Below are 25,570 nucleotides of genomic sequence, written 5' to 3'. Positions count from 1 at the left end.
CTCACTGGGTCACCGTGCCGAGGACCGTGCCGTCCGGAGCGGCCACGTGGACCGGTGCGTCCGCCGCGAGGTCCCGTACCGCCGCGTGCCCGGCACCATCCAGCGTCGACGCCTCGGTCACCACCACCGCCGCCTCCAGCCGACTCGCCCCTGCCGCCACTGCCGAAGCCACCGCCAACTGCAACGCGGTGAGCGTCAGCGACGGCAGCGCGACACTGGCCGCCGCGTACGTCCGGCCGTCCTGGTCGCGGACCGCGGCGCCCTCGACGGCGCCGACCCGCGCGCGGGCCCCCCGGGCCAGGACGACGAGCTTGCCGTCCTCGGCGCTCAGCGCGCCCGACGCGGTGGGGGTGGGCCGGGCGACAGGCGCGGCGGGTGTGTCAGGCATCGGCGGGTTGCCTCTCGTCGTCTCGATAGTTGCCAGTGTCGTCCCCGGGGTCGGCGTGCTCGCCGCGCCCCGCGTTGTCCTGCTCATCGCCCGGCTCCACCCGACTGACCAGGACGGTGTCGATCCGGTTGCGCCGGCCGGTGGTGCCCTCGGCGACCAGGCGGAGACCGGCTACCTCGGCCTCGGCACCCGGGATCGGCACCCGCCCCAGCGACTGGGCGAGCAGACCGCCGACCGTCTCCACCTCGTCGGTGGGCAGGTCGGTGTCGAACATCTCGCCGAGGTTCTCCACCGGCAGGCGAGCGGTCACCCGCACCGAGGAGTCCGCCAGACGTTCGACGGGCGGGCGCTCGACATCGTACTCGTCGGTGATCTCGCCGACGATCTCCTCGAGGATGTCCTCGATGGTGACCAGACCGCCGGTGCCGCCGTACTCGTCGACCACGATGACCAGGTGGTTGCGGGCCGCCTGCATCTCGGACAGCAGGTCGTCGACCGGCTTGGACTCCGGTACGAAGGTCGCCGGGCGCATCAGCTCGGCCACCGGCAACTGCTCGGCCCTCGGGTCCCCGCCACGGGAGCGCCGGATCAGGTCCTTGAGGTAGAGCACCCCCAGCACGTCGTCGACGCTCTCGCCGATCACCGGGATGCGGGAGAAACCGGAGCGCAGGAAGAGCGCCAGCGCCTGTTCGAGCGTCTTGCCCTCCTCGATCCACACCATCTCGGTGCGCGGCACCATCACCTCACGGGCGATGGTGTCGCCGAGCGCGAAGACGGAGTGGATCATCTGGCGTTCGCCGTGCTCGACGACGCCGCGCTGCTCGGCCAGGTCGACCAGCTCCCGCAGCTCCACCTGGGTGGCGAACGGACCTTCCCGGAAGCCGCGCCCCGGGGTGACCGCGTTGCCGATCAGGATCAACAGCGACGCGAGCGGGTTGAGCGCCCGGCCCAGCCAACGGACCAGGGGCGCCACCGCACGACCCACGGCGTAGGCGTGCTGCCGGCCGATGGTGCGCGGGGCGACGCCCACCACCACGAAGCTGACCACCGTCATCGCGCCGGCGGTCACCAGCGCGGCCCGCCAGCCGGCGCCGAAGCTGTCCACCGCGACGAGCGCCACCAGTGTGGTGGCGGTCAGCTCGGCGAGCAGCCGCAACAGCAGGAGCAGGTTGAGGTGCCGGACGACGTCGCCGGCCACGACCTGGAGGGTGCGGGCGCCGCGCACGCCGTCGCGGGCCAGCTCGGCGGCTCGGGCCGGTGAGACCGCGGCGAGGGCCGCCTCGGTCATCGCGATCAGGCCGGCCAGCACCACCAGACCGGCCGCGAAGACGATCAGCTGAAAGTCGGGAAGGCCGGCGGTGGCGCCGGCCGCGAGTAACGGAGGAGTGGACATCACTGGGTGCGGGTCGACCGCCAGCTCGCCAGCAGCCGAGCCTGGAGTGCGAACATCTCCCGCTCCTCCTCCGGCTCGGCGTGGTCGTAGCCGAGCAGGTGCAGCACACCGTGCACGGTGAGCAGGTGCAGCTCGTCGGCCGGCGCGTGCCCGGCGGTCGCGGCCTGCTTGGCCGCCACCTCCGGGCAGAGCACGATGTCGCCGAGCAGTGCGGGCTCGCCGCCGGCCGGTGCGGACTCACCCGGGCCGTGGTCGACGCTGCCCTCGTCCATGGGGAAGGCGAGCACGTCGGTCGGGCCGTCGCCACCCATCCAGCGGTGGTTCAGCTCGGTCATGTAGTCGATGTCGACCAGCAGCACTGACAGCTCGGCGAGGGGGTTGACCCCCATCTCGTCGAGGGCGTGCCGGGCGACGGCGAGCACGGCGTCGGTGTCGACGTCGACACCGGACTCGTTGGCGATCTCGATGGACAACTGCTTTCCTCTGCTTTAGCGGCGGCGGGCGGCCCGGCCGCCCTGGGCGGGTCGCCCAGGCACGGCGTGAACGCCCTGCGCCTGCTGGTTCTCCCGCTCGGCGTCCCAGCGGGCGTACGCGTCGACGATCTCCCCGACCAGCTGGTGGCGGACCACGTCGGAGCTGGACAACTGGGAGAAGTGCACGTCATCGACGTTTTCCAGGATCTCCCGAACCACCCGCAGGCCGCTGCTCGTCCCGCCGGGAAGGTCCACCTGGGTGATGTCACCGGTCACGACGATCTTGGAGTTGAAGCCGAGTCGGGTGAGGAACATCTTCATCTGCTCGGGCGTCGTGTTCTGCGCCTCGTCCAGGATGATGAACGCGTCGTTGAGCGTCCGACCCCGCATGTAGGCGAGGGGGGCGACCTCGATCGTGCCGGCGGCCATCAGCTTCGGGATGGTCTCCGGGTCGAGCATGTCGTGCAGCGCGTCGTAGAGCGGGCGCAGGTACGGATCGATCTTCTCGTTGAGCGTGCCGGGCAGGAAGCCCAGTCGCTCGCCCGCCTCGACCGCCGGCCGGGTGAGGATGATCCGGTTGACCTGCTTGGCCTGCAACGCCTGGACGGCCTTCGCCATCGCCAGGTAGGTCTTTCCGGTGCCGGCCGGGCCGATGCCGAAGACGATGGTGTGGGTGTCGATCGCGTCGACGTACTTCTTCTGCCCGAGCGTCTTGGGGCGGATGGTGCGCCCGCGCCGGGAGAGGATGTTGAGTGTCAGGACCTCGGCGGGCCGCTCGGCGCTGCCCTGCTCGAGCATGCCGACGGTACGCCGGACGGCGTCAGTGGTCAGGGTCTCGCCTTTCTCGATGAGTTCGAGGAGCTCGCTGAAGACCCGCTCGGCGAGGGCGTTGTCCGCGGGCTCACCGGTGATGGTGATCTCGTTGCCGCGGACGTGCACGTCACTGGTGACCGAGCGTTCGACGAGTCTGAGGATCTCGTCGCCTGCGCCGAGCAGATTGACCATGATCTTCGGGTCGGGCACTGTGATCCTGGTCTGCACCCGGGGCGGGCCGGGAGGTGGGGTGCCGGTCATAGGTTGGGCCGAAGGGCCCTGCGCCACCTGCTCTCGATCTCGGCGCCGGCCTCCTGGCCTGGCGTGCGGACGTTACACCCATCGTATCGGTTCAACGCGGGCCGCATCGCGCCCATTTCCGCTGGCCGCGATCAACTCCCGGCCCGGAAGTCGTACCGGTCGAAGGTCTCCTGGTGGCGGGTGAACCGGTACGTCGCCCAGTGCATCCGGACCACCGCGCCGGCCTCGTCCCGGGTCAGCCGCAGCAGCTCACCGACCTCCCGACCGGAGACCACCCGGAACACGTCCGGCTGGTCCGGCAGCGGGGTGAAGATCGCCGGCGGACGTCCGGTCGGGTCACCGACCCCGCGCGCCCGCAGGGTCCCGTCGTGCCAGGAGAAGACGTACTCGGAGCCCTCGCCCCACCAGCGACCGAGCGCACCCCGCAGGGCCGCCGGCGCGGGTGCGCCGGGCCGCCAGGGCTCGATCTCGGCCGGATCGTGCTCGACCGCCGCGGCGAGCAGCCGGTGCGACAGGTCGAACAGTTCGCTCGCCGTGCCGGACGAGCCGAGCACCGCGGCGCCCATCGCCCCGGGCGTGCCGTCACCGCCGCGGCGGCCGTACGCCCCGGCGAGGAACCCGGGCATCGCCCCGTCGTGCCCCACGTGCATCACCCGTTCCCCCTGCGGGATCAGGATCAGCCCGAGCCCGAAGCCCGCACCCCAGAGCGTCTCGTCGGTGGTGGTCAGCGGCCAGCGCATCTCGTCCAGGGTGGCCGGGGCGAGGACCGCGCCGGCTGGGTCCAGCGCCGCCGGGTCGGCCAGGAACGCCGCCCAGCGGGCCATGTCGGTGGCGGTGCTCCAGAGCTGGGCGGCCGGGCCGACCGCGCCGAAGTCGGTAGGCGGTTCCGGGTGCGCCTCGTCGGAGTACGCGTCGACCAGGAACCCGGTGGCCGCCGTCGGCCGTGGGGTCACTGTGGTGTCGGTCAGCCCCAGCGGCGTCAGGATCCGCTCGGTGAGCGCCTGCGCCCAGCTGCCGCCCCGGAGCCGGGCGACGAGCTGGCCGAGTACTGCCACGCCGAGGTTGGAGTAGTGGAACCGCCGGCCGGTCGGCAGCACCCGCTCGGCCCGGTCCAGTTCGGCGACCAGCTGGTCGTCGTCCGGTGCGCGCAGGCTGTCCCACACATCGCCGAACGGCTCGCGTTGCAGGCCACCGGTGTGCGACAGCAACCGGCGTACGGTCAGCTCGCCGTGCGCCGGGAGGTCCAGGTGCCGGCCCACCGGGTCGTCCAGGTCCAGCAGCCCGTCGTCGCGGCACTGTAGGACCAGCACCGCGGTGAACGTCTTGGTGATCGAGCCGATCCGGAACTGGGTGCCCGCGCCCAGAGGGCTGTCGGTGCCGGTCTCGCCGACGGTGCAGCTCCAGAGCGGTCGGTCGGCGCGGTGCAGCGCCGCGGACACCGCCGGCACCCGGGCTTCGGCCTGCACCCGCCGGACCAACCGGTCCAGGTGCTCATGCACCCCGGAGCCAGGCGCCGCACCTGGGGTCACGTCAGGTCCCGGGCGAGCATTGGGCCGAGCGGCGCACCACCGAGCAGGTGCGCGTGCACGTGGAAGACCTCCTGCCCGCCGTACGCGCCGGTGTTGAACATCAGCCGGAAGCCGTCGCCGAGCAGCCCCTCGTCCTCGGCCACGGCGGCGGACGTCGCCAGCACGTCGGCGGCCAACGCCGGGTCTCCCTGGGCGAGCGTGGCGACGTCGGCGTAGTGCTCCTTCGGAATGACCAGGACGTGCACCGGCGCCTTCGGGTCGATGTCGCGGAAGGCGAGCGTGGTATCGGTCTCCCGGACCACCGTGGCCGGGATCTCCCCGGCGACGATGCGGCAGAACAGGCAGTCGGATCCCATCGGGGCAGTGTAAGGACTATCGGGTCGGGGGCGCTCCGGCGCAGCATGCGCCGCCGGCCCGTTCGCAGGGAAGACACGGCTGAGGCAGGATGGCCGGCATGACGGATCGGGCGGTACTCGTGACCGGGGCCTCGCGCGGGATCGGCCGCGCCGTGGCGAAGGCGTTCGCGGCCGGCGGCGACCGGGTGGCCATCCACCACCGCGACTCCGCCGACGCGGCCGAGGAACTGCGCGCGCAGCTGCCGGGCACGGGGCACGTGGTGGTCCGCGCCGACCTCACCGATCCGGACTCGGTCCGGGTCATGGTCGACCGGGCCGCCGAACTGCTCGGCGGGCTGGACGTGCTTGTCAACAACGCCGGGACGTACGGCGACCGCGACGACCCGCACCCGATCTTCGGCGCCTCGTACGAGGAGTGGCAGAAGCGCTGGCGGCAGGTGCTGGAGACCAACCTCACCGGCGCCGGTAACGCCACCTGGTGCGCCGCCCAGCACATGCGCGAACGCGGAGGGCGGATCGTCAACGTCTCGTCCCGGGGCGCGTTCCGCGGCGAGCCGGAGCAGCCGGCGTACGGCGCCAGCAAGGCGGGGCTGAACGCGCTGGGCCAGTCCCTCGCCGTGGCGCTCGCGCCGTACGGCATCACCGTCGCCACCGTCGCGCCGGGCTTCGTGGCGACCGACATGACCACCGAGCACCTGCGCGGCGAGCGGGGCGCGGCCATCCGGGCGCAGAGCCCGTTCGACAGGGTGGGCCAACCGGAGGAGATCGCCGCCGCCGTGCACTGGCTGGCCTCGCCGCAGGCCGAGTGGGCCTCCGGCACGATCGTCGACCTCAACGGCGCCTCCTACCTGCGTAGCTGACCCGACAAGGCGAAGCGGGTGACAGTGACGTGGTAGGCGCGCCTACCGGTAGATGAGGAAGGCCAAGAAGACCGCCACAGCAACAACTGCGGCGATCGAGGCTGCAAACCGGAACCTTGATTTGTTTCGACGGGCCATCGCCCGCAGCGTCATCTCCTTTTCCAGCCTCGCTCTCGCCGCTGCACGTTGCTGTTCACGACCAGTAATTTGGCTCCAGCGGTCATCGCTTTGCACCCGAGTCGGTGGCTCACGGTTGAGTTTGCTCCAGCGCAAACCAGAAGCGTCGGTGAAATAGATTCCGATGGCCAGATCGCCGGTCTTGGCGATCCCCGCGACGTCAACCCCTGGCACCGCCAGATAGGAGAAGCTCCCCGCGACCTCTTCCATCAGGACGTGGAGAGCGGACGGATAGGTGCCTATCAACCGCTCCCTCCAGAGGAGTATGACCCGAAGGTCATAGAACGGCACGCCACTGTAATTTGCAATCGTAAAGCTTCGCACCTCATCAAGACCCCGAGGCAGGTCGTTCAACACCGGAACGATCAGCCGCGCCTGAGCGGCCTCGTTGTCGCGTTGTTCCTCTCGCCGCACCTGGATCTCATGGCGGAACAGAAGCCAGGTGGCCATTGCGGCAAGACCCGACAGCAGCAGGCCGACGACACTTCCCCACGCCTGCATCCAGTCGGTGATCTTCGGAGCCTCGGCAGCGAGCACCGCGCCAGGGTACGCGTGACCGTCCACGAGGATCGATCGCTTGTCAGCCACTGGACCGCCCTCGCCGCGGCGTTCGCACGGTCGCGGCGGGCTTTCCTGGTGACCACCGGCGGATCACCCGGCCGGGGAGGTGGTTGGCGGTTCGCGGGAGGGTAAGTCCCACCGACATGGCCGACTCCGCGCTGCTGGACCTCACCGCCGACTACCGGGTGGCCGATGGCCACGACGACGACCCTGTCCTGCTCCGCCCCGACGGCACCCCCGTCGAGACCTGGCGTGAGGACTACCCGTACGACGAGCGGCTGGACCGCGAGGAGTACGACCACGACAAGCGGCTGCTCCAGATCGAGCTGCTGAAACTCCAGGACTGGATCAAGGAGTCCGGCGAACGTTTGGTGATCCTCTTCGAGGGCCGGGACGCGGCCGGCAAGGGTGGCACCATCAAACGCTTCATGGAACACCTCAACCCGCGTGGCGCGTCGGTGGTGGCGCTCGCCAAGCCGGACGAGCGGGAAGCCGCCCAGTGGTACTTCCAGCGGTGGCTGGCGCACCTGCCGGCGGCCGGTGAGATCGTGCTGTTCGACCGTTCCTGGTACAACCGGGCCGGCGTGGAGCGGGTGATGGGCTTCTGTAGCCGCAAGGAGTACCTGGAGTTCCTGCGGCAGGCGCCGGAGCTGGAACGGATGCTGGTGCGCTCGGGCATCCGGCTGGTCAAGTTCTGGTTCTCCGTCTCCCAGAACGAGCAGCGCACCCGGTTCGCGATCCGCCAGGTCGACCCGGTCCGGCAGTGGAAGCTGTCCCCGATGGACATCGCCTCACTCGACCGGTGGGACGAGTACACCGAGGCCAAGGAGGCGATGTTCTTCTGGACCGACACGGCCGACGCGCCGTGGACGGTGGTGAAGAGCAACGACAAGAAGCGGGCCCGCCTGGAGGCGATACGGCACGTGCTGCACCGCTTCGACTACACCGGCAAGGACCCCGAGGTGGTCGGCACACCGGACCCGCAGATCATCGGGCCGGCCGGGCTGGACCTGGGGCCGGAGGAAGAGGTGGTGCCGGTGTTTCCCCGGCCCTGAAACGCGCCAGGGCCCACTGTCACCAGCGGCCGAGGCGGGCGGCGAGCACGCTGAGGGCCGCCACCCCGGCGGTGGAGGTACGCAGGACCGCCGGCCCGAGGCGTACGGGTCGCCCGCCGGCCTCGGCGAAGGCGGTCAGCTCGGCCGGGGCGATGCCACCCTCCGGGCCGATCACCAGCACGATCTCGCCGGTGGAGGGCAGCTCGGCGGTGGTGAGCCGGTCCTCGGCCTCCTCGTGCAGCACGAAACCGGCGGCGGCACCGGCGATCCGACGGGCCACAGTGGCTGTGGACTCGTCCGGCGCGCCCGCCACCACCGGCAGCCACGGCCGGCGGGCCTGCTTGGCCGCCTCCCGGGCGGTAACCACCCACTTCTCCCGGGCGCGTACGCCCCGGTCGCCGCGCCACTGGGTCACCGAGCGCGAGGCCGCCCAGGGCACGATCTCGTCCACCCCTACCTCGGTCATCGCCTGCACGGCCAGCTCACCCCGGTCGCCCTTGGCGATGCCCTGCACTGTCACCAACCGGGGTACGGGCGCGTCCGCGTACCCCCGGGAGGTGATGGTGACCTCCAGGCTGCCCCGGCCGACGGCCGTGACCACGGCGGCGGCCGTGCCACCCCGGCCGTCGGCGAGCAGCAGCTCCTCGCCGACGCGCAACCGCTGCACAGTGGCGGCGTGGTGCCCCTCCGGGCCGTCCAGGGTCAGCGCGTCACCGGTGGGCAGCGCCTCGACCAGGAACAGCGGTGCGGACACCTCAGGCGTGCCCGTTGAACGCGTCGCGCATCCGGGAGAAGAAGCCGCCCTGCTTGGACAGCTCGGCGACCTCCTCACCACGGGTCTTGGCGAAGTCGCGCAGCATCTTCTCCTGGTCCGGGTCGAGCTTGGTCGGCGTCCGCACGTCCAGGTGGACGTAGAGGTCGCCTCGGCCGGTGCCGCGCAGGTGCGGCACGCCCCGGGCGCGCAGTCGCAGCGTGCTGGCCGGCTGGGTGCCGGCCTTGACGTCGACGGTCTCCTCGCTGTCCAGCGTCTTGATGGTCAGCCGGGTGCCCAGCGCCGCCGCCGTCATCGGCACCGTGACCCGGCAGTGCAGGTCGTCGCCCTTGCGGGAGTACACGTCGTGCGGGCGCTCGTGGATCTCCACGTAGAGGTCGCCGGCGGTGCCGCCGCCGGGGCCCACCTCGCCCTGCTGGGCCAGCCGGATCCGCATGCCGTCCTCGACGCCGGCCGGGATCTTGACGGTCAGCGAACGGCGGGTCCGCACCCGGCCGTCGCCGGCGCAGGTGGGGCAGGGGTGCGGGATGGTGGTGCCGTAGCCCTGGCACACGGTGCACGGCCGGGCGGAGACCACCTGGCCGAGGAAGGTGCGCTGCACCGACTGCACCTCGCCCCGACCGCCGCACGCCTCACAGGTCGCCAGGTGCGTGCCGGCGGCCGTGCCGGCGCCGGAGCAGGTGGTGCAGAGCACAGCGGTGTCGACGGTGATCGGGGCCTCGACGCCGAAGGCCGTCTCGTGCAGGTCGAGTTCGAGCCGCAGGATCGCGTCGGCGCCCGGGCGGGTACGCGGCCGTGGGCCACGGGCGCCACCTCCGGCACCGCCGAAGAACGCGTCCATGATGTCCTGGAAACCGACGAACGGGCCGGCGCCTCCGGGGCCACCCGGGCCGCCGGCACCGCCACCACCAGGGGCGAGCGGGTCGCCACCCAGGTCGACGATCTGCCGCTTCCGGTCGTCCGAGAGGACCTCGTACGCGGCGTTGATGTCCTTGAACTTCTCCTGAGCCTCCGGGTCCGGATTGACGTCCGGGTGGAACTGGCGCGCCAACTTGCGGTAGGCACGCTTGATCTCGTCATCGGAGGCTTCCCGGCTCACACCGAGAATGCCGTAGTAGTCCCTGGCCACTGCGTTCCGTGTCCTCATGTTCGTCTCGCGTTGCGCCGGTCGGCGGCCGCAGCCGGCCGCATCGGCCCTGACCAATCAGTTCTGGGCCAGCAACTCGCCCACGTAGCGTGCCACGGCGCGCACCGTGGCGATGTTGCCGGGGTAGTCCATCCGGGTGGGCCCCAGCACCCCCAGGCCGCCCACGATGGTGGTGCCCGGGCCGTACCCGGTGCTGACCACCGAGGCGGCGCGCAGGTTGTCGAACTCGTTCTCGTCGCCGATCAGCACCCGGGTCGTGCTCGGCTCGGTCTCACCGATGAGCTTGAGCAGCACGACCTCCTCCTCCAGGGCTTCGAGGATCGGCCGCAGGGAGCCCTGGAAGTCGAGCAGGCCGCCCCGGGTGAGGTTCGCGGTGCCGGCGAGCGCGATCCGCTCCTCGTGCCGCTCGACGAGCGTCTCCAGCAGGACGGTGGCGAGCGTGGTCATCGTCGGACGCAGGCCGGTCGGCGCTTCCTCGACCAGCGCCTGCACCAGCGGTGGCGTCTCGGACAGCCGGGCGTTGGCGAGCTTCTCGTTGATCAGTCGGCGCAGGTCGGTGACGTCGTCGGCGGGCACCGGCCCGGGCAGCTCCACGAGTCGCTGCTCCACCCGCCCGGTGTCGGCGATCATGACGAGCATCAGCCGGGTGGTGGAGATCGGCACCAGCTCCAGGTGACGCACCGAGGAACGGGCCAGGCTCGGGTACTGCACGACGGCGACCTGCCGGGTCAACTGGGCGAGCAGCCGCACAGTGCGGTGCACCACGTCGTCGAGGTCGACAGCGCCGACCAGGAAGCGCTCGATGGCCCGGCGCTCGGCCGGGCTGAGCGGCTTGACCCGGGACAACCGGTCGACGAAGAGGCGGTAGCCGCGGTCGGTGGGCACCCGGCCGGCACTGGTGTGCGGCTGCCGGATGTAGCCCTCCTCCTCCAGCACGGCCATGTCGTTGCGGACAGTGGCCGGGGAGACCCCGAGCTGGTGCCGCTCGACCAGCGCCTTGCTGCCGACCGGCTCCTGGGTGGAGACGTAGTCTTCGACGATGGCGCGGAGCACTGCGAGTTTCCGGTCGTCGAGACCCATCCTCCGCACCTCCTGTCGCACGTCGGCCGCCGGCGCTCTGGGCCGGCCGGGCCGTCCTGGCACTCGACTGTAACGAGTGCCAGTCTACGTCGGCAGGCCCGCCGACGCGATGATCAACGGCCACCCGTCGGTGCGGCCCACGCCACCCTGCTGGGCCGATCGGCCCACACTGCCGGGCGGTGTCGCTCTGGTGCGGCGTTGCCACCGGCACCTACCGTGACATCCATGACTGAACCTCCTCGCCCTCCCGGGTCGGGCGACCCCGGCAACTACCCGCCGGAGCCCACCTCCCCAGGCCCGTTCCCGTCGGCCGAGCCGCCCACCGCACCACTGTCCGGGGCGCCCGGGCCGGCCGGCTATCCCCCGCCCGGTGGCTATCCGCCGCCCACCGGTGACCAACCGCCGTCAGGCGGCTACCCTCCGGCAGGCGGCTACCCTCCGGCAGGCGGCTACCCCCCGCCAGGGGGCTACCCCTCGCCCGGCGGCTACCCGGCCGGTGGGGCCTACGGCGGCCCCGGTGGCGGCTACGCCAACAACGAGGACAAGACCTGGGCGCTGGTCGCGCACTTCGGCGGGGCCCTCGGCGCGCTGGTCAGCTTCGGTCCGCTGGGCTTCGTCGCCCCGCTGATCGCCTACCTGGCCCGCGGCCAGCAGTCGCCGACCGTCCGGGCGCACGCCCTCGCCGCCCTGAACTTCCAGATCCTCTGGTCGATCATCGCGTTCGTGCTGCTCTTCGTGAGCTGGTGCCTGCTCTTCCTGCCCAGCATCGCCGTCGTGGTGATCCAGATCCTGTTCGGGATCATCGCCGGCATGAAGGCCAACGAGGGCACCCCGTACCGCTACCCGATGACTGCCAACTTCATCAAGTGAACCGGGCCGGCCGCTCCCCCGGCCGGTCCGGATCACCGCTGTCCCGGTCGGGGGGCGGTGGGCCACTCAGGGCAGCAGGTCGCGGACGACAGCGTCGGCGAGCAGCCGCCCGCGCAGTGTGAGCACCGCCCGGCCGGCGGCGTAGTCGTCGGCGGCCAGTAGACCGCCGGCCAGCGCGCGCTCGGCGCCGGCCCGACCGGTGGCGTCGAGCACCGCCAGCGGGAGGCCGCTGGCCAGCCGCAGCCGGAGCATCACGTCCTCCATGTGCGCCTCGTCGACGGTGAGCACCTCCCGGGCCAGGCCCGGAGACGCGCCGGCGGCCAACCGCTGGGCGTACGCCGAGGGGTGCTTCACGTTCCACCAGCGGACCCCGCCGACGTGGCTGTGCGCTCCCGGCCCCAGCCCCCACCAGTCCGCGCCGGTCCAGTAGAGCAGGTTGTGCCGGCAGCGGGCCTCCTCGGTGCGGGCCCAGTTGGAGACCTCGTACCAGGAGAGCCCGGCCGCGTCGAGCGCGGCCTCCGCGGCCAGGTAGCGGTCCGCGGCCACGTCGTCACTGGGGTACGCCAGTTCGCCGCGCCGCATCCGGGCGGCGAGCCGGGTGCCGTCCTCGACGATCAGGGCGTACGCGCTGACGTGGTCCACTCCGGCGGCGACGACCTGCTCCAGCGAGGCGGCGAAGTCCTCGGCCCGCTCCCCCGGGGTGCCGTAGATCAGGTCCAGGTTGACGTGCTCGAACCCGGCGTCGCGCGCCTCCAGGGCGGCGGCGGTGGCCCGTCCGGCGCTGTGTTTGCGGTCCAGGATCGCCAGCACCCCCGGGGAGGCGGACTGCATGCCCAGCGAGATCCGGGTGTAGCCGGCGGCCCGCAGCAGCTTCAACGATTCCGGGGTGACCGACTCGGGGTTGGCCTCGGTGGTCACCTCGGCGTCGGCGGCCAGCCCCCAGGTGCGGTCGATGCCGTCGAGGATGCGGGCCAGGTCGTCGGCGGGGAGCAGGGTGGGAGTGCCGCCGCCGACGAAGACGGTGTCGACCCGGGGCGGCGGGGTGTCGCCGAGCACCCGGGCGGCGAGCGTCAGCTCGGCCAGCACCGTGTCCGCGTACCCCTCGCGGCTGGCGCCGCCGCCCAGTTCGGCGGCGGTGTAGGTGTTGAAGTCGCAGTATCCGCAGCGGCTGGCGCAGAACGGCACGTGCACGTACACGCCGAAGCCGCGCGCGCCGACCGCAGCGGTGGCGGTGGCGGGCAACGATCCGTCGACGGGGACGGTCTCACCATCTGGAAGGACGCCGGGCATGGCCACTAGTGTGCCCGGCATGACCTCTCCCGACGTCCTCGTGCGGGTCGCCACGGCCCGTGGGGTGACCACCCTCACCCTGGACAGCCCGCACAACCGCAACGCGCTCTCCACCGGTCTGATGACCCAACTGCTGGCCGGGCTGGCGGACGCGGTCGCCGACGAGGCGGTCCGAGTGATAGTGCTCGACCACACCGGCCCGGTCTTCTGCTCGGGCGCGGACCTGAAGGAGACCGCCGCGGCGTACGCCAGCGGGACGGTTCCGGCCGGGATGCTGGGTGACGTGCTCGCGGCGCTCTGGGAGTGCCCGAAGCCGGTGCTGGCCCGGGTCGGCGGGCCGGCGCGGGCCGGTGGGCTGGGTCTGATCGCCGCCGCCGACCTGGCGGTCTGCGCCGACGAGGCGACGTTCGCGTTCACCGAGGTGCGCATCGGGGTGATCCCGGCGGTGATCTCGGCTACCGTGCTGCCCCGGCTGCACCCGCGCGCCGCCGCCGAGCTGTATCTGACCGGCGACACCTTCGATGGTCGCCGCGCCGCCGAGATCGGCCTGGTAACGGCCTCGGTCCCGGCGGACGGGTTGAACGACGCGGTACGGGGCTACTGCGACTCGCTGGTGCGCGGCGCGCCCGGGGCGCTGGCCGGCGCGAAGGAGTTGCTGCGCCGACCGGGCACCGCCGAGTTGCGCGCCGACCTGGCCCGACTCTCCGCCGTCTCGACCGGCTTCTTCCTCTCCGACGAGGGGCGTGAGGGGGTCACCGCGTTCCGGGAAAAACGACCGGCGCGCTGGGTGCCCGCTCTCGACGACTGATGATCGGGGCGCCGCCGTCGTTCGGCGGCGCCCCCGTTTCCTGCCGGCTCACCAGGCGGTCGCGCCGCCATCGACCGGGTAGTTCGCCCCGGTGATGTACGACGCCCGGTCGGACGCGAGGAAGACCACCAGCTCGACGACCTCCTCGGGGCGCGCGAAGCGCTTGAGGAGCGTCTTGGCGGTGATGGCGTCGCGCGCCTCCTGGTTGTCACCGAGGTCGCGTTCGCTGGCCGGGGTGAGGGTGGGCCCTGGGCTGACCGCCACCGCGCGGATCCCGTGGGGCGCCCCTTCGAGCGCGAGCTGTCGCGTCATGCCGATGATGCCGGCGTTCGCGGCGGTGTGACCGACCATCGGCGGGACGTGGCCGCCGATCAGCCCGGCCATGGAGGCGGCGCTGATGATGACACCGCCACCGCGCCGGACCAGGTGCGGCCAGGCGAACTTCGACACGAAGTACGGAATGTCGAGTTCTCCGGTGATGGTGTAGCGCCAGTCCTCCACGGAGAAGTCGGGCATCGGGCCGAAGCGGAGCGCCGCAGCGTTGTTGTAGACCACGTCGAGCCCGCCGTAGGCGGCTGCGGCGTCGTCGACGAGCTTGCGTACCTGCTCGGGGTCGGTGAGGTCGACCGGCGCGATGCCGGTCATCTCGCCGCCGGCGCGGCGGACGAGTTCGACGGTCTCGTCGTTACCGGCGACCTGGAGGTCGGCCCCGACGACCTTGGCGCCCTCGCGGGCGAAGGTCAGCGCCGCGACGCGGCCCAGCCCACCGCCGGTGCCGGTGATCAGCACGACCTTGCCATCGAGCGTTCCCATGAAACTCCTCCTCGTTCGGTGACCAACGCGTCCGGCTATGCGGCGGTAGGTCGGATTGACATGTCAACTGGGTTAAGTCCTTGACCGATCAATCGCTTCCCGACATCGCTTACCCGGTGACGCGCACGACAGCCCTGCGCCGGGGCGAGCGACGGAACGACGTGGCAGGTGAGATCGCGACCGGAGCGGGAACGTCGCCAACCGGCACGCGACAGCGGAGCCGACCCCGAACCGGTCGGAGTCGACCAGGTCGGGCCCGAACCGCTCGGACGACCCGGAGGGGGCCTGCGGGGACGTACGCTTGTCAGACTGTCGATCTGGGGGTGTGGGTGCGAACTCGGGCAACCGTGGCGGGTGGAGTGGTGCTCATCCTCATCGCCGTGATCGCGATCTGGCTCGTCGTACGGCAGGTCGGCGACAATCTGACGTTGCCACTGATGGCACGCAAGTGCACGGTGCAGGCCGACGGACGAGTCGCGCTGGACGCCGACCAGATGGCCAACGCGGCGACCATCGCGGCGATCGGCGCGAAGCGCGGAATGCCCGAGCGAGCCGTCGTGGTCGCGCTCGCCACCGCGTACCAGGAGTCCGGACTACGCAACCTCGCCGACGGCGACCGCGACTCGCTCGGCCTGTTCCAGCAGCGGCCGAGCCAGGGCTGGGGCACTCCGGCGCAGATCCGCGACCCGCGCTACGCGGCCAACCGGTTCTACGCGGCCCTCAAGAAGGTGCGTGGCTGGGAAGAGATGCGGGTGACCGACGCCGCCCAGCGGGTGCAGCGCTCGGCGTTCCCCGAGGCGTACCAGAAGTGGGCCGACGACTCCGAGGTGCTCAGCAGGGCCCTGCTCGGCGACGCCAGCGGCGCGGTCACCTGCTCGGTCGGGCGCACCCCGGCGATGCACGGCGCTGCGGCGGCCGCGCAACTGACCCGCAACCTGGTGCTTGACTGGGGGCTGAAGGGCACCGACCCGACCGACCCGACCGGGTTGGCGGTGACTCCGGGCGACCAGCGCGACGGCTGGCGGTACGCGCACTGGCTGGTCTCGCACGCCCAGGACCACGGCGTGAAGCGGGTCCGCTTCGGCGATCTGGAGTGGACCGCCCGCGACGGCTCGTGGGGTCGGGTGGACGGCCGACAGAACCCCGCCGGCCAGGTGGTCGCCGAGGTGTTCAACGAGGGTTGACCGACCCGGATCTCTTAACCGGCAGTCACCGCACAATCGGGCAATGCCCACCGAATCGCACTATTGATCACCCAGATCTCACTCTGTGCGTTTCTCTCGCTGCGTGGGGTCCCGCCGTGGCCCAATCCCGCACCACACCCTCCCCGATGCCTGGGCCGCCGCGTTACGATCGGCGGCCTGTGCCAGAAAAGGTTTCACCTCATGGGGAGGGGTACGACGCGGTGTTCGATTACGGCGACCGGACCGGTTACGAACCGATCAGCGACACTGACCGCAAGGAGTTCCACGAGCAGGGCTTCCTCCTGCTGCGCAACGTCCTGACGGAGGACCACCGGGCGGCGCTGGAGGCGGCGGTCGACCGCGTCTACGCGGAGGAGCAGGCCAAGGGCACCACCAAGAAGGACGGCACCCTGCACCTGCTGGGCTTCCTGGAGCGCGACGAGCTCTTCGGCGAGCTGCTGACCCACCCGATCGCCTTCCCGTACATGTGGGGGCTGGCCGGCTGGAACATCTACACCCACCACAACCACCTGGACGTCACCCCGCCGGCCGCCGAGCCGGAGAAGCCGTACTGGGGTTGGCACCAGGACGGGTACCGGCAGAACTCCGACCCGGAGACGATGGACCCGAACCTGCCTCGGCCGATGTTCTCGCTGAAGGTCGCGTACGTGCTGTCGGACCTCTCCGAGACCGGCCGCGGCGCCACCAAGGTCATCCCGGGCAGCCACCTGAAGAACTCGCTGCCCCGGCCGGCGGACCTCACGGTGCAGAACCCCGACCCGGAGGGCACGGTGGAGATCACCGCCAACCCGGGCGACGCCTTCATCTTCGACCGCCGGCAGTGGCACTCGCGGTCGACGAACCTGTCGACCATCACCCGCAAGATGCTCTTCGTCGGCTACACCTACCGTTGGATTCGTCCGCTGGACGAGCTGCACCCCGACGTGAACGGCGAGTGGTACCGCAACCGCACCCCAGTGCAGCGCCAGCTGATCGGTGAGGGCACCCACACCGCCAACTACTGGGGCATCAACTGGGACGGGTACGTCGACGACGAGATCCCGCTCCGCAAGGAACTCAAGGAGCGCGGTCTGCTCGACCGCAACATCCCCTGGCTCCGCTGATCCACTGCTCGTAGGACGGCCCCCTGCCGACGCTCAGCGTTGGCGGGGGGCCGTTCCTCGTCTGCGGCCCCGACCGTTCGGGCCGAGCCCGTTCCGGCCACCGGAGCCCGCACTCTCGGTAGCGTGGCGGGTGCGCAGGTCGGGGCGCGGCGCCCCCGCCCAGGGCGTGGGGTGGCACAGGAGGCAGCGCAGTGACGTCCGCTCCGCTCCCCCGGATCCTCCGCCGCCGCGGCGAGCCGGAATACCCGACCTTCCTGGAACTCTTCTTCGACCTCGTCTACATCTTCATGTTCTCCCGGCTCGCCGCCAGCCTGGCCGAGGACCTCACACTTCGGGGCGCGGCGCAGACCGCCGTCCTGCTGCTGGCCGCCTGGTGGGTCTGGGTGCTGACCGCCTGGCTCACCGACCTGTTCAACCCCCGACTGCCGATCATCCAGGCGACCGCCCTGCTGGTCATGCTCGGCACCCTGCTGATGGCGATCGCGACGCCGTTCGCCTTCGGTCGGTACGGATGGCTCTTCGTCGCGGCCTACTTCGGCATCCACCTGGTCCGCGATGCCGTCCTGATCCCCGGCACCCGGGTGAACCGTCCGATCCAGGCCAGGAGCATCCGGGTGTTCTTCTGGTTCGGCGTCACAGTGACGCCCTGGGTGGCCGGGGTGTTCGTGGACGGGACGGCCCGACTGGCGCTCTGGTCGCTCGCGGTGGCGGTCGACCTCGGCTCGGCCCGGGTCGGTTGGCCGACGCCGAGACTGGGGCGTACCGAGCTCGCCAGCCAGATCTTCACCGGGGTCCACCTCTCCGAGCGCCATCGGGCGATCTTCATCGTCGCGCTCGGCGAGTTGATCCTGAGCACCGGCACGGGGCTGGCCGGCAGCGAATTCACGGCCGGGGCGCTGGCCACCAGCGCTGTCGCGTTCCTCAGCGCGGTCCTGGTGTTCCAGCTCTACTTCCAGCGGGTCCAGCGGATCCTGGCACCACCGAGCGTCACAATGGTGGAAAGGGTCCGCTCCGGCACCTCCACCTCGTACAGCCATCTGGTCATGGTGGCCGGGGTGGTGTTGGTCTCGACCAGCACCTCGGTAATCGTCGACCGGCCGTTCGGCCGCGCCCCGGCCGAGCTGATGGTCGCCACCCTCGGCGGACCGGTCCTGTTCCTGCTCGGCAGCGTCCTGTTCGATGCCGTGGTGACCGGCCGGACCCTCTGGTCCCGGGTGCTGGCGATCGTGGTGTTGTGTGCCCTGATAGCACCCGCCACCATCATGCTTCCGCCCCTGGCCGCCCTGATGCTGGCGAACCTGGTCCTACTGATCACCCTTGTCGGCGAAGGGCTGGCCGCGCGCAGTCGCCCGGTCGGCGCGGCCGCGCCCGTCGGGTGAACTACCGTCCGCGACCGCAGTGCGGAGTCACCGCAGCATCGGCGGCGCCGGCGCACGCGCGTGTCGCCGGGTGCTCGCCAGGTTCGCCACGGCGATCAGGAGCAGCACCGTCATGGCGAGCAGGGCGACCAGCACCGGCGGCAACAGGGGCGTGGCCGGCGCCACGCCCGCCAGCAGCACCAGACCTGCCAATCGGGACCGCGAGATTCGCCCGAACACCGTGAAGTCGAGGACGCCCCGGCCGACCAGGTACAACGCGGGTCCGCCGAGGATCACCGCGGCCCACGAGGGCGGGGTCTCGCCCAGCGGGCGGCTCACCACGAGCCGGCTGGTGACCGCCGCGCCGATGATTCCGGCCACCATGATCAGATGGGTGACCGCTGCGGACTGGGTGAGCAGCGCCGGGTTGGACGACCGGGAGATCGCGTCGGTCAGCAGCTCACCGGCGCGGTAGATGTAGATCCGCCACATCAACACGATGGTGGTGAACACCACGAGTAGAGCCGAGGCTCGCTCCAGCGTGTACTCGCTCATGCTGAAGGTCGTTCCGGTCACGAAGATCGAGACACCGAGCGCGACGATGACGAACTGCCGGTAACGCTCGGCCACCCGCGCGCCGACCAGCCGCCAGTCGCGCGGTCGTGAGCGGCCGATCCCGGGTACCGGCCAGCCCAACGCCGCCGCGCCATACTCGACGACGGTAGCGAGCACCCAGATCGCCAACTGCCCCGAACCGCCGACGAGCGCCCCACCGATCCAGGCGATACCGGCGACGGCCTCCCAGATCAGGATCCGGATGCTGCGACGCGGCGGCCTCCTGAGCGAGACAACCAGGATGTAGTAGGCCGCGGTACTGAGGTGGATGACCACGTATGTGGTGGCGAAGAGCAGCCGGCGATCGCCGTACGCATCGGCCGCGAGCGCGGCCAACAGCAGGCTGGCCGCCGCCACCCAGATGAACTGCCCCTGCCCGGCCGGGCGGGTCAGGTCGACGCTGTCCGCCGTCCACACTGTCAGCGCCCAGATCATCGTGAACCCGAGCAGCAGCACCAGCGTCTTGGCGACACCCGTCCAGGTCAGGTCGTCGGCCAGCACCGTCGCCAAGGTGACCAGCGCGAAGACGTAGACGAGGTCGAAGAAGAGCTCCAGGAACGCCGGACGCTCCAGGCCCGGATCGGGGGGCGACGCCGCCGCGGCACCGCCGTCCGTCGTCATCGACATCGCGCTCCACCCGGTCCCCGCCGCACGCCCTCCGTGGGGACGATACGGGCAAGTCCGGCGCTGGGCCCGTCATCGGGGTTCTTCCGGGTCGGATCCGCCGAGCCCGCCGGCGCTCGTCGCGGCGTCGCGGCGGATGCCGTCGGCGCTCGTCGCGGCGTCGCGGCGGACGCCGTCGCGGCCGGTCAGCCCCGGGCGGCGAGGCGTCGGCGGGCCTTCTCCCGGATCGACGCCGGCAGGTCCTCGGCGTCGAGCAGCCGAGGTAGCAGCTCCGGCTCCAGGCTGTTCGCCCGGAACACCTCGCCGATGGTGACTCCGTGCGCCGGCCGGTCCACCACCTCGACCGGGTCGCCCGCGCCGACCTCCCCCTCACGCAGCACCCGCAGGTAGGCCCCGGGCGATGCCCGGACGGTGAACCGCTTGATCAGATCCGGTACGCCCCAGAACCCGGCGAAGGTGGTGCAGGGGGTGCGCGGCTTGGTGACCTGGAGCAGGGCGGAGCCGACCTGCCACTGTTCGCCGATCACCGCACCCGTCACGTCGACCGCGTAGGTGGTCAGGTTCTCGCCGAAGCCGCCGGGCGGTATGGCGCGGCCCAGTTCGGCCACCCACCAGGCGGCGTCCTCCTCCGCGTAGGCGTAGACCGCCTGGTCAGGGCCACCGTGATGGGCCCGCTCGCCGATGAAGTCGCCCGCCAGGCCGCCGGTGAGCAGAGACACCGGGCCGTCGACCGGCCGTTTGTCGATGCCGCTGCGACCGCTCGCGTCGCCGGCCCAGCCAGCCTCGGTCACGATGCCGAGGTTCACCGCTGCCACCCTGCCCGTCATGACCGCCAGCCTAACGGCGCCTCGCCGTCCGGAGGGGTCACCGCGCACCCGAAGAGGAAAGTACTTTCCAACTGGGCAACTACATGCTCTACTTGCCTAGCAGGAAAGTACTCGCCCAACCCTCAAGGAGCAGCCATGACCGAGCCTGGCATCACTCCCGCGTCAGCCGCCGACGCGCTCGCCGAGATCCACGCCCGCCGCGACCAGGTGGTCACCGCCACGCTCATTCCCCACTGGTACTGGCCTGCGCTGGGAGGGCTCATAGTCGCCTTCACCGCCGCCGTGGAGACCCACCGGCCGTGGGCGGTCGCGGTCGGTTCGGCGGCGTACGCGATCGGTCTGGCCGCCGTCGTGGGCCGAGTCGTGGTGCGGCACCGGGCCCAGGTCCGCGCCAGCCTCATCGGCGTACACGGCGCGATCACCATCGCCGGTTACGTGCTCGTCCTGGTCGCACTCAGCCTCGGCACCGGCTTCGCCGCCGAGGCAGCCGGCCTGGCCTGGCCCGCGACGATCGGCGCGATCACCACCGCCGGCGCGATGACAGCCACCGGGCTGCCGCTGATGCGCTACCTTCGCCGGGTGATGATCACTCGACCGCTTGGCGGCGGCAGGTGAGCACTTCCCGATTCGACGAGCTGATCCACGCGCCGACCCGGCTGTCCCTGGTGAGCCTGCTCGCGGCCACCGAGTGGGCGGAGTTCCGCTACCTGCGCGAGCAGCTCGGGCTCTCCGACTCGGCGCTGTCCAAGCAGCTCACCACGTTGGAGCAGGTCGGGTACGTGGAGATTCGCAAGAGCTTCGTGGGCAAGCGCCCGCGTACCTCGGTGACCCTGAGCAGCGCCGGTCGGGCGGCGTTCGACGGGCACGTGGCGGCGTTGCAGGAGATCGTCGCCCGGTCAGGGTTCACCGTCCTGCCCGGCGGATGACCACACCAGCCCCGGCGGCCGGCGGGTCAGCCCTTGACGGCGCCGGCCACCAGGCCGGAGACCATCCGCCGTTGCACCAGCAGGAAGAAGATGATGACCGGCAGGGTGAACAGGGTGGACGCGGCCATCACCGGCCCCCAGTTGGTGTCGTCCCGGCCGAAGAAGAAGGTCATCGCCACCGGCAGCGTGTAGCTGCCCTGGTCGTTGATGAACGTCAACGCGAAGATCAGCTCGTTCCAGGCGGTGATGAAGGAGAAGATGCTGGTTGCCACCAGGCCGGGCGCGACCAGCGGGAAGAGCACCCGGCGGAAGATCTGGGCCCGGCTGGCCCCGTCGATCGCCGCCGCCTCCTCCAACTCCTTCGGCACCGCCGCGACGAAGCCGCGCAGCATCCACACGGCGAACGGCAGCGAGAAACCGAGGTACGTGAGGATCAGGCTGGGCAGGGTGTTGTAGAGCCCGAGCCGCTGGATCATCAGGAACAGCGGGATGACCAACGCCTCCAGCGGGATCATCTGCACCACCAGCAGCATGATCAGGAAGCTCGTCCGCAGCTTGAAGCGGAACCGGGCCACAGCGGTCGCGGCGAGCAACGCCACGAGACCGCTGAGCACCACTGTGGAGACGGCCACCAGCGCGCTGTTGAGGAAGAAGTCGAGGAAGCTGACGCCGGGGATCAGGTTGCCGGTCAGGATCTCCCGGTAGTGCGCCAACGTCGGATGGGTCGGGACCGGCTGCGGGGTGGCCGAGAAGATCTCGTTGCTCGGCTTCAGCGAGGTGGAGATCATCCAGTAGACCGGGAACGCCGCGAAGAGCGCGACCAGCAGACCGGCGCCATTGAGGGCGATTTTCTTCACGACTCGTCCTCCTGCCTGAGCACCATCCGTACGTAGAAGCCGGTGACCACGAGCAGGATCAGCGTGAGGATCACCGCGATGGCCGCGCCGAGCCCGTACTTGGGCGGCGGGGAGAAGGCTTCGGCGTACGAGTAGATGGCGAGCATGAACGTCGGCCGGTCCTGGGTGCCGCCGGCCAGCACGAACTGCTGGGTGAAGACCTTGAAGTCCCAGATCGTGGAGAGCACGATCAGGATCCCGAAGACCGGGCGCAGCAACGGGAAGGTGATCTTCCAGAAGACCCGCCACGGGCTGGCGCCATCCACCCGGGCCGCCTCGTGCAGCTCACTCGGCACACTCTTGAGACCGGCCAGCACACTCACCGCGATGAACGGGAACGAGTGCCAGACCACCACCAGGGTGAGGATGGAGAAGAAGAGCAGCGGTGAGTTGAACCAGCCGTAGCCGGTCCAGTCGCTGCGCCCGAACAGGCTGTTCGAGAGACCGTCCGGCAACGCGTTGAACAGCCACGTGACCAGGCCGCTCGTGTCGTCGAAGATCCACTTCCAGACGATGGTGCCGGTCAGCGCCGGCGTGGCCCAGGCGAGCATCACGCAGCTGGCCACGAACGTCGCCATCTTGCGACCGAGCCGGTTGAGCAGCAGCCCCACCAGGGTGCCGAGCACCATGGTGAGCAGCACGTTGGCCGCGGCGAACAGAACCGTGTTGCGCAGCACGGTCAGGAAGAACGGGTCGGAGAGGATGTCGACGTAGTTGCCGAACCCCACCCACGGCCACTCCCGATCGCCGCGCAGTTGCCGGACGCTGTTCAGCCGGTAGAAGGACATCACCACCACCTGGCCGAGCGGCCAGAGCAGCAGCACCCCGATGATCAGCAGGGCGGGCAGGAGCAGCAGGTAGGGCAGGCGGTCCACCCGGCGACGCCGCCGCGCGGGGGTCTCCCGCGCGGCGACCGTCTCCGGGTTTTTTGTCTGTGAGCTCACTTGCTGTTCAAAATGCTTTCCATCTCACCGGCCGCGTCGGCGGTAGCCTTCTCGACCGTCTTCTGACCCTTCATGACCGAGCTGTTCATCGCCTGGGTCACCGTCTTCGTCCGGCTGACCTCCACCCACTTCGGGGTGAGCGGCGTGAGCTTGGTGTTCTGCATTGTGGTGGCGAACGACGCCATCACCTTGTCGTTCGCGTACGCGCCACCGGAGACCAGGTCCTGGTAGACGGGGAAGAAGCCGAGGCTGCTGGCGAAGCTCTGCGCGTTCTTCTTGTTGAGCAGCACGGTCAGGTAGTCCCAGGCCAGGTCCTGCCGCTCGCTGTCCTTCCAGATCGCCACGTCCGAGCCACCCGCGAAACCGGGTGCCGCCTTGCCGTCCGGGCCGGGGATCGGGAACGTACCCCAGACCTTCTCGATCTCGGGGTTGTCCTTCTTGATGGCGCCCTGCTGCCAGCTACCGGCGAAGGCCATCGCGGCCTTGCCGGTGGCGAACTGGGTACGCGCGTCGATCTCGTTCCAACCCGCCGCCGCCGGCGGGGCGACCTTGTGCACTGTCACCAGGTCGGTCCAGAACTTGACGGCCCGCTGCGCCTCGGGCGTGGTGTAGCCGGACTTCCAGGTGCCGCCCTGGTTGCTGGCGATCTCGCCGCCCGCGCCCCAGAGGAACGAGTAGAAGGGCAGTTCGGAGTTGCCGGGCAGCGCGATGCCGTAGGTGCCCTTCTTCTTCGCCTGCACCGCCTTGGCCACGGTGACCAGCTCTTCCCAGGTCTTCGGGGGCTGCACACCGGCCTCGGCGAACCAGTCGGTGCGGTAGTAGATGGCGCGCACGCCCGCGTACCAGGGCACGCCGTACTGCTTGCCGTCGAGCTGAGCGTTGCGCACGAGGTCGGGCAGCAGATCCTTGCCGTCGGCCCAGCCGCCCATCCGACCACTCACGTCGGCGAGCGCCTCCTGGGCGGCCCAACCCTGAGTCTCGGTGTTGCCCAGCTCGGTGATGTCCGGTCCCTCACCGCCGGCGAGCGCCGCCTGGAACTTCTTGGGCGCCTCCAGCCAGGGGATGTACTGCACGACAACGTCGGTGTCGGGGTGCTTCTGGCGGAACTCGGCCTCGACCCCGTCGAGGAAGGAGTTCTGCGCGTCGCCGCCCTCGCCCATCATCCAGACCGTGAGCTTGCTGTCGTCGGCCGCGTCGTCGCCGGAGCCTCCACAGCCGGTCAGCACCATCGCGGCCGAGGCCACCATGGCGGTGACCGGGGCCAGCCGCTTCCACCTGTTCACGCCACTTCTCCCCTCGCGCCGCTTGGAACTAACCTTCTCCGCCGCACCCTAGTACGGAGAATTCCTTTACGACAGTGGGCGGGACTGGCCGAAGCGTGGCGACCGTACCGCAGCGGCCCGACGACCGGCACTCCAACATCCGGCCAAAGTCGGGCCTTTCAGCACGAAAGAGCGCCCGGCTCTCGGCCGGGCGCTCTTTCCAGTCGTGCTGTCCTAGCAGTGGTGCTGTGTCGCCAGATGATGCCGGGTCGTTATCGGGTGACGCTGCGGCGGCGACCCACACCGGCCACCAGCGCGACAGCGATCGCGGCCACCACGACCTGCACCAGCAGCTCGGCCCAGTCGATACCGCTCGTCTCGGTCGCGATGCCGATGGCCCGCGCCAGGACGGTGCCCAGCAGCGCGGCGCCGACACCGATCAGCAGGTGCAGCCAGATCGGCATGTTCTGCCGGCCCGGGACGACCAGGCGGCCGAGCGCGCCGACGATGAGACCAACAACGATCGCAGTGATGATGCCCCACACGGTGAGCTCCACGGCCACCCTCCTTCAAAGAATGTCTGACACACGGTGCGTGTGCTTCCTGTCGTGACCGTTAATTGCCCTACCCACCCAAAATCCAAACCGACTTCGGTCACCAAACGATCACGACTTGGCCGACAAGAGCACGTTCCACCGCAGGCCCACCCGGGGGCACGGGCACGATCCGACCCGCCGGACGTCGAGCAAGGACCGGCGACGACCCTCGCGGCGGGCAGAACGCCGATGGGCGCCCGGCCTGTCGGCCGAGCGCCCATCGGAGGTGTCGCGGTGGTACGAGTTGGTGCTGTGGTGTTACCGGGTCACGCGGCGGCGGCCACCCACACCGGCCACCAGCGCGACAGCGATCGCGGCCACCACGACCTGCACCAGCAGCTCGCCCCAGTCGATACCGCTCGTCTCGGTCGCGATGCCGATGGCCCGCGCCAGGACGGTGCCCAGAAGGGCCGCGCCGATACCGATCAGCATGTGCAGCCAGATCGGCATGTTCTGCCGGCCCGGGACGACCAGACGGCCGAGCGCGCCGACGATGAGACCAACAACGATCGCAGTGATGATGCCCCACACGGTGAACTCCACGGTCGCCCTCCTTCAAAGAATGTCT

General features: G+C 70.7%; 28 protein-coding genes. 9 read left to right on the top strand and 19 right to left on the bottom strand.

The window, feature by feature from the left end; genetic code table 11:
• Position 1: 1 nt before the first annotated feature.
• From OG598_RS00420 to OG598_RS00395, 6 genes are all read right to left on the bottom strand, one after another.
• Positions 2-388, bottom strand: a complete 387-nt coding sequence (locus OG598_RS00420) for a cytidine deaminase (RefSeq protein WP_112588259.1) — start codon at positions 386-388, stop codon at positions 2-4.
• On the bottom strand, positions 381-1,805 hold the full coding sequence (locus OG598_RS00415; protein ID WP_328655232.1) for a hemolysin family protein: 1,425 nt from the start codon (positions 1,803-1,805) through the stop codon (positions 381-383). Before OG598_RS00415 ends, OG598_RS00420 begins: the two co-directional genes overlap by 8 nt.
• A complete protein-coding gene (gene ybeY, locus OG598_RS00410) occupies positions 1,781-2,254 on the bottom strand; it encodes an rRNA maturation RNase YbeY (protein ID WP_030491788.1) in 474 nt (157 codons plus the stop codon). Before ybeY ends, OG598_RS00415 begins: the two co-directional genes overlap by 25 nt.
• A gap of 15 nt (positions 2,255-2,269) precedes the next feature.
• Complete coding sequence (locus OG598_RS00405; RefSeq protein WP_328652553.1) at positions 2,270-3,328, bottom strand: PhoH family protein; 1,059 nt, start codon at positions 3,326-3,328, stop codon at positions 2,270-2,272.
• Between the two features lie 131 nt (positions 3,329-3,459).
• Positions 3,460-4,827: a serine hydrolase domain-containing protein gene (locus OG598_RS00400; protein WP_328652552.1), complete on the bottom strand. Its 1,368-nt coding sequence runs from the start codon at positions 4,825-4,827 to the stop codon at positions 3,460-3,462.
• Between the two features lie 26 nt (positions 4,828-4,853).
• Positions 4,854-5,213, bottom strand: a complete 360-nt coding sequence (locus OG598_RS00395; RefSeq protein WP_088949690.1) for a histidine triad nucleotide-binding protein — start codon at positions 5,211-5,213, stop codon at positions 4,854-4,856.
• Positions 5,214-5,311: 98 nt separating this feature from the next.
• On the opposite strand from OG598_RS00395, the gene OG598_RS00390 reads away from it, so the two are divergent.
• Entirely contained in the window at positions 5,312-6,073 is a 762-nt protein-coding gene (locus tag OG598_RS00390) for an SDR family NAD(P)-dependent oxidoreductase (RefSeq protein WP_328652551.1), read from the top strand.
• A gap of 42 nt (positions 6,074-6,115) precedes the next feature.
• Here the strand turns inward: OG598_RS00390 and OG598_RS00385 are convergent, their stop codons facing one another.
• On the bottom strand, positions 6,116-6,787 hold the full coding sequence (locus tag OG598_RS00385; RefSeq protein WP_328652550.1) for a hypothetical protein: 672 nt from the start codon (positions 6,785-6,787) through the stop codon (positions 6,116-6,118).
• A gap of 167 nt (positions 6,788-6,954) precedes the next feature.
• Between OG598_RS00385 and ppk2 the strand changes: the two genes are divergently transcribed.
• Positions 6,955-7,866 carry a polyphosphate kinase 2 gene (gene ppk2, locus OG598_RS00380; protein WP_328652549.1) on the top strand — a complete coding sequence of 304 codons (912 nt, stop codon included), beginning with the start codon at positions 6,955-6,957 and terminating at the stop codon, positions 7,864-7,866.
• 19 nt (positions 7,867-7,885) lie between these two features.
• On the opposite strand, the gene OG598_RS00375 is transcribed toward ppk2, so the two are convergent.
• The 3 genes from OG598_RS00375 to hrcA form a co-directional block, all read right to left on the bottom strand.
• Positions 7,886-8,620 (bottom strand): 16S rRNA (uracil(1498)-N(3))-methyltransferase, encoded by a 735-nt coding sequence (locus OG598_RS00375; protein ID WP_328652548.1) that lies wholly within the window; start codon positions 8,618-8,620, stop codon positions 7,886-7,888.
• Position 8,621: 1 nt separating this feature from the next.
• Positions 8,622-9,767, bottom strand: a complete 1,146-nt coding sequence (gene dnaJ / locus OG598_RS00370; protein ID WP_181518639.1) for a molecular chaperone DnaJ — start codon at positions 9,765-9,767, stop codon at positions 8,622-8,624.
• Between the two features lie 75 nt (positions 9,768-9,842).
• Positions 9,843-10,865, bottom strand: a complete 1,023-nt coding sequence (hrcA, locus tag OG598_RS00365; RefSeq protein WP_091409786.1) for a heat-inducible transcriptional repressor HrcA — start codon at positions 10,863-10,865, stop codon at positions 9,843-9,845.
• Between the two features lie 225 nt (positions 10,866-11,090).
• Here hrcA and OG598_RS00360 point away from each other — a divergent pair, with 225 nt between their 5' ends.
• Positions 11,091-11,735, top strand: coding sequence for a DUF4870 domain-containing protein (locus tag OG598_RS00360; protein WP_328652547.1), 645 nt, complete (start codon positions 11,091-11,093; stop codon positions 11,733-11,735).
• A 66-nt stretch (positions 11,736-11,801) separates the two neighbouring features.
• On the opposite strand, the gene hemW is transcribed toward OG598_RS00360, so the two are convergent.
• Positions 11,802-13,025, bottom strand: a complete 1,224-nt coding sequence (gene hemW / locus OG598_RS00355; RefSeq protein ID WP_328655231.1) for a radical SAM family heme chaperone HemW — start codon at positions 13,023-13,025, stop codon at positions 11,802-11,804.
• 19 nt (positions 13,026-13,044) lie between these two features.
• On the opposite strand from hemW, the gene OG598_RS00350 reads away from it, so the two are divergent.
• Positions 13,045-13,833, top strand: a complete 789-nt coding sequence (locus OG598_RS00350) for an enoyl-CoA hydratase-related protein (RefSeq protein ID WP_328652546.1) — start codon at positions 13,045-13,047, stop codon at positions 13,831-13,833.
• A 48-nt stretch (positions 13,834-13,881) separates the two neighbouring features.
• On the opposite strand, the gene OG598_RS00345 is transcribed toward OG598_RS00350, so the two are convergent.
• Positions 13,882-14,646 (bottom strand): SDR family NAD(P)-dependent oxidoreductase, encoded by a 765-nt coding sequence (locus OG598_RS00345; protein ID WP_328652545.1) that lies wholly within the window; start codon positions 14,644-14,646, stop codon positions 13,882-13,884.
• Between the two features lie 383 nt (positions 14,647-15,029).
• Here OG598_RS00345 and OG598_RS00340 point away from each other — a divergent pair, with 383 nt between their 5' ends.
• From OG598_RS00340 to OG598_RS00330, 3 genes are all read left to right on the top strand, one after another.
• Positions 15,030-15,830, top strand: a complete 801-nt coding sequence (locus OG598_RS00340) for a hypothetical protein (RefSeq protein ID WP_442931482.1) — start codon at positions 15,030-15,032, stop codon at positions 15,828-15,830.
• A gap of 221 nt (positions 15,831-16,051) precedes the next feature.
• A complete protein-coding gene (locus OG598_RS00335; RefSeq protein ID WP_091409805.1) occupies positions 16,052-16,954 on the top strand; it encodes a phytanoyl-CoA dioxygenase family protein in 903 nt (300 codons plus the stop codon).
• A 191-nt stretch (positions 16,955-17,145) separates the two neighbouring features.
• Positions 17,146-18,333, top strand: coding sequence for a low temperature requirement protein A (locus OG598_RS00330; protein WP_328652543.1), 1,188 nt, complete (start codon positions 17,146-17,148; stop codon positions 18,331-18,333).
• A 27-nt stretch (positions 18,334-18,360) separates the two neighbouring features.
• Here OG598_RS00330 and OG598_RS00325 read toward each other — a convergent pair whose 3' ends face one another.
• Together OG598_RS00325 and OG598_RS00320 are read right to left on the bottom strand one after the other, a co-directional pair.
• Positions 18,361-19,554: a low temperature requirement protein A gene (locus tag OG598_RS00325; protein ID WP_328652542.1), complete on the bottom strand. Its 1,194-nt coding sequence runs from the start codon at positions 19,552-19,554 to the stop codon at positions 18,361-18,363.
• A 182-nt stretch (positions 19,555-19,736) separates the two neighbouring features.
• Positions 19,737-20,378 (bottom strand): MOSC domain-containing protein, encoded by a 642-nt coding sequence (locus OG598_RS00320; protein WP_328652541.1) that lies wholly within the window; start codon positions 20,376-20,378, stop codon positions 19,737-19,739.
• Positions 20,379-20,513: 135 nt separating this feature from the next.
• Between OG598_RS00320 and OG598_RS00315 the strand changes: the two genes are divergently transcribed.
• Positions 20,514-20,993, top strand: a complete 480-nt coding sequence (locus OG598_RS00315) for a hypothetical protein (RefSeq protein ID WP_328652540.1) — start codon at positions 20,514-20,516, stop codon at positions 20,991-20,993.
• On the top strand, positions 20,990-21,304 hold the full coding sequence (locus OG598_RS00310) for a winged helix-turn-helix domain-containing protein (protein WP_328652539.1): 315 nt from the start codon (positions 20,990-20,992) through the stop codon (positions 21,302-21,304). Before OG598_RS00315 ends, OG598_RS00310 begins: the two co-directional genes overlap by 4 nt.
• A 26-nt stretch (positions 21,305-21,330) precedes the next feature.
• Here the strand turns inward: OG598_RS00310 and OG598_RS00305 are convergent, their stop codons facing one another.
• The 5 genes from OG598_RS00305 to OG598_RS00285 form a co-directional block, all read right to left on the bottom strand.
• Positions 21,331-22,161: a carbohydrate ABC transporter permease gene (locus OG598_RS00305; protein WP_238678492.1), complete on the bottom strand. Its 831-nt coding sequence runs from the start codon at positions 22,159-22,161 to the stop codon at positions 21,331-21,333.
• Positions 22,158-23,144 (bottom strand): carbohydrate ABC transporter permease, encoded by a 987-nt coding sequence (locus tag OG598_RS00300; RefSeq protein WP_328652538.1) that lies wholly within the window; start codon positions 23,142-23,144, stop codon positions 22,158-22,160. The genes OG598_RS00305 and OG598_RS00300 overlap by 4 nt, the downstream gene beginning before the upstream one ends.
• A complete protein-coding gene (locus OG598_RS00295) occupies positions 23,141-24,427 on the bottom strand; it encodes a sugar ABC transporter substrate-binding protein (protein ID WP_328652537.1) in 1,287 nt (428 codons plus the stop codon). The genes OG598_RS00300 and OG598_RS00295 overlap by 4 nt, the downstream gene beginning before the upstream one ends.
• Before the next feature lie 251 nt (positions 24,428-24,678).
• Positions 24,679-24,963, bottom strand: coding sequence for a GlsB/YeaQ/YmgE family stress response membrane protein (locus tag OG598_RS00290; protein WP_091410004.1), 285 nt, complete (start codon positions 24,961-24,963; stop codon positions 24,679-24,681).
• A gap of 297 nt (positions 24,964-25,260) precedes the next feature.
• On the bottom strand, positions 25,261-25,545 hold the full coding sequence (locus tag OG598_RS00285; protein WP_091409827.1) for a GlsB/YeaQ/YmgE family stress response membrane protein: 285 nt from the start codon (positions 25,543-25,545) through the stop codon (positions 25,261-25,263).
• Positions 25,546-25,570 lie beyond the last annotated feature (25 nt).

The organism is Micromonospora sp. NBC_00330, assembly GCF_036136635.1.
GTDB lineage: Bacteria > Actinomycetota > Actinomycetes > Mycobacteriales > Micromonosporaceae > Micromonospora > Micromonospora salmantinae.
The sequence above is the reverse complement of the archived record's forward strand: the minus strand, read 5'-3'. Positions and strand labels throughout refer to the sequence as shown.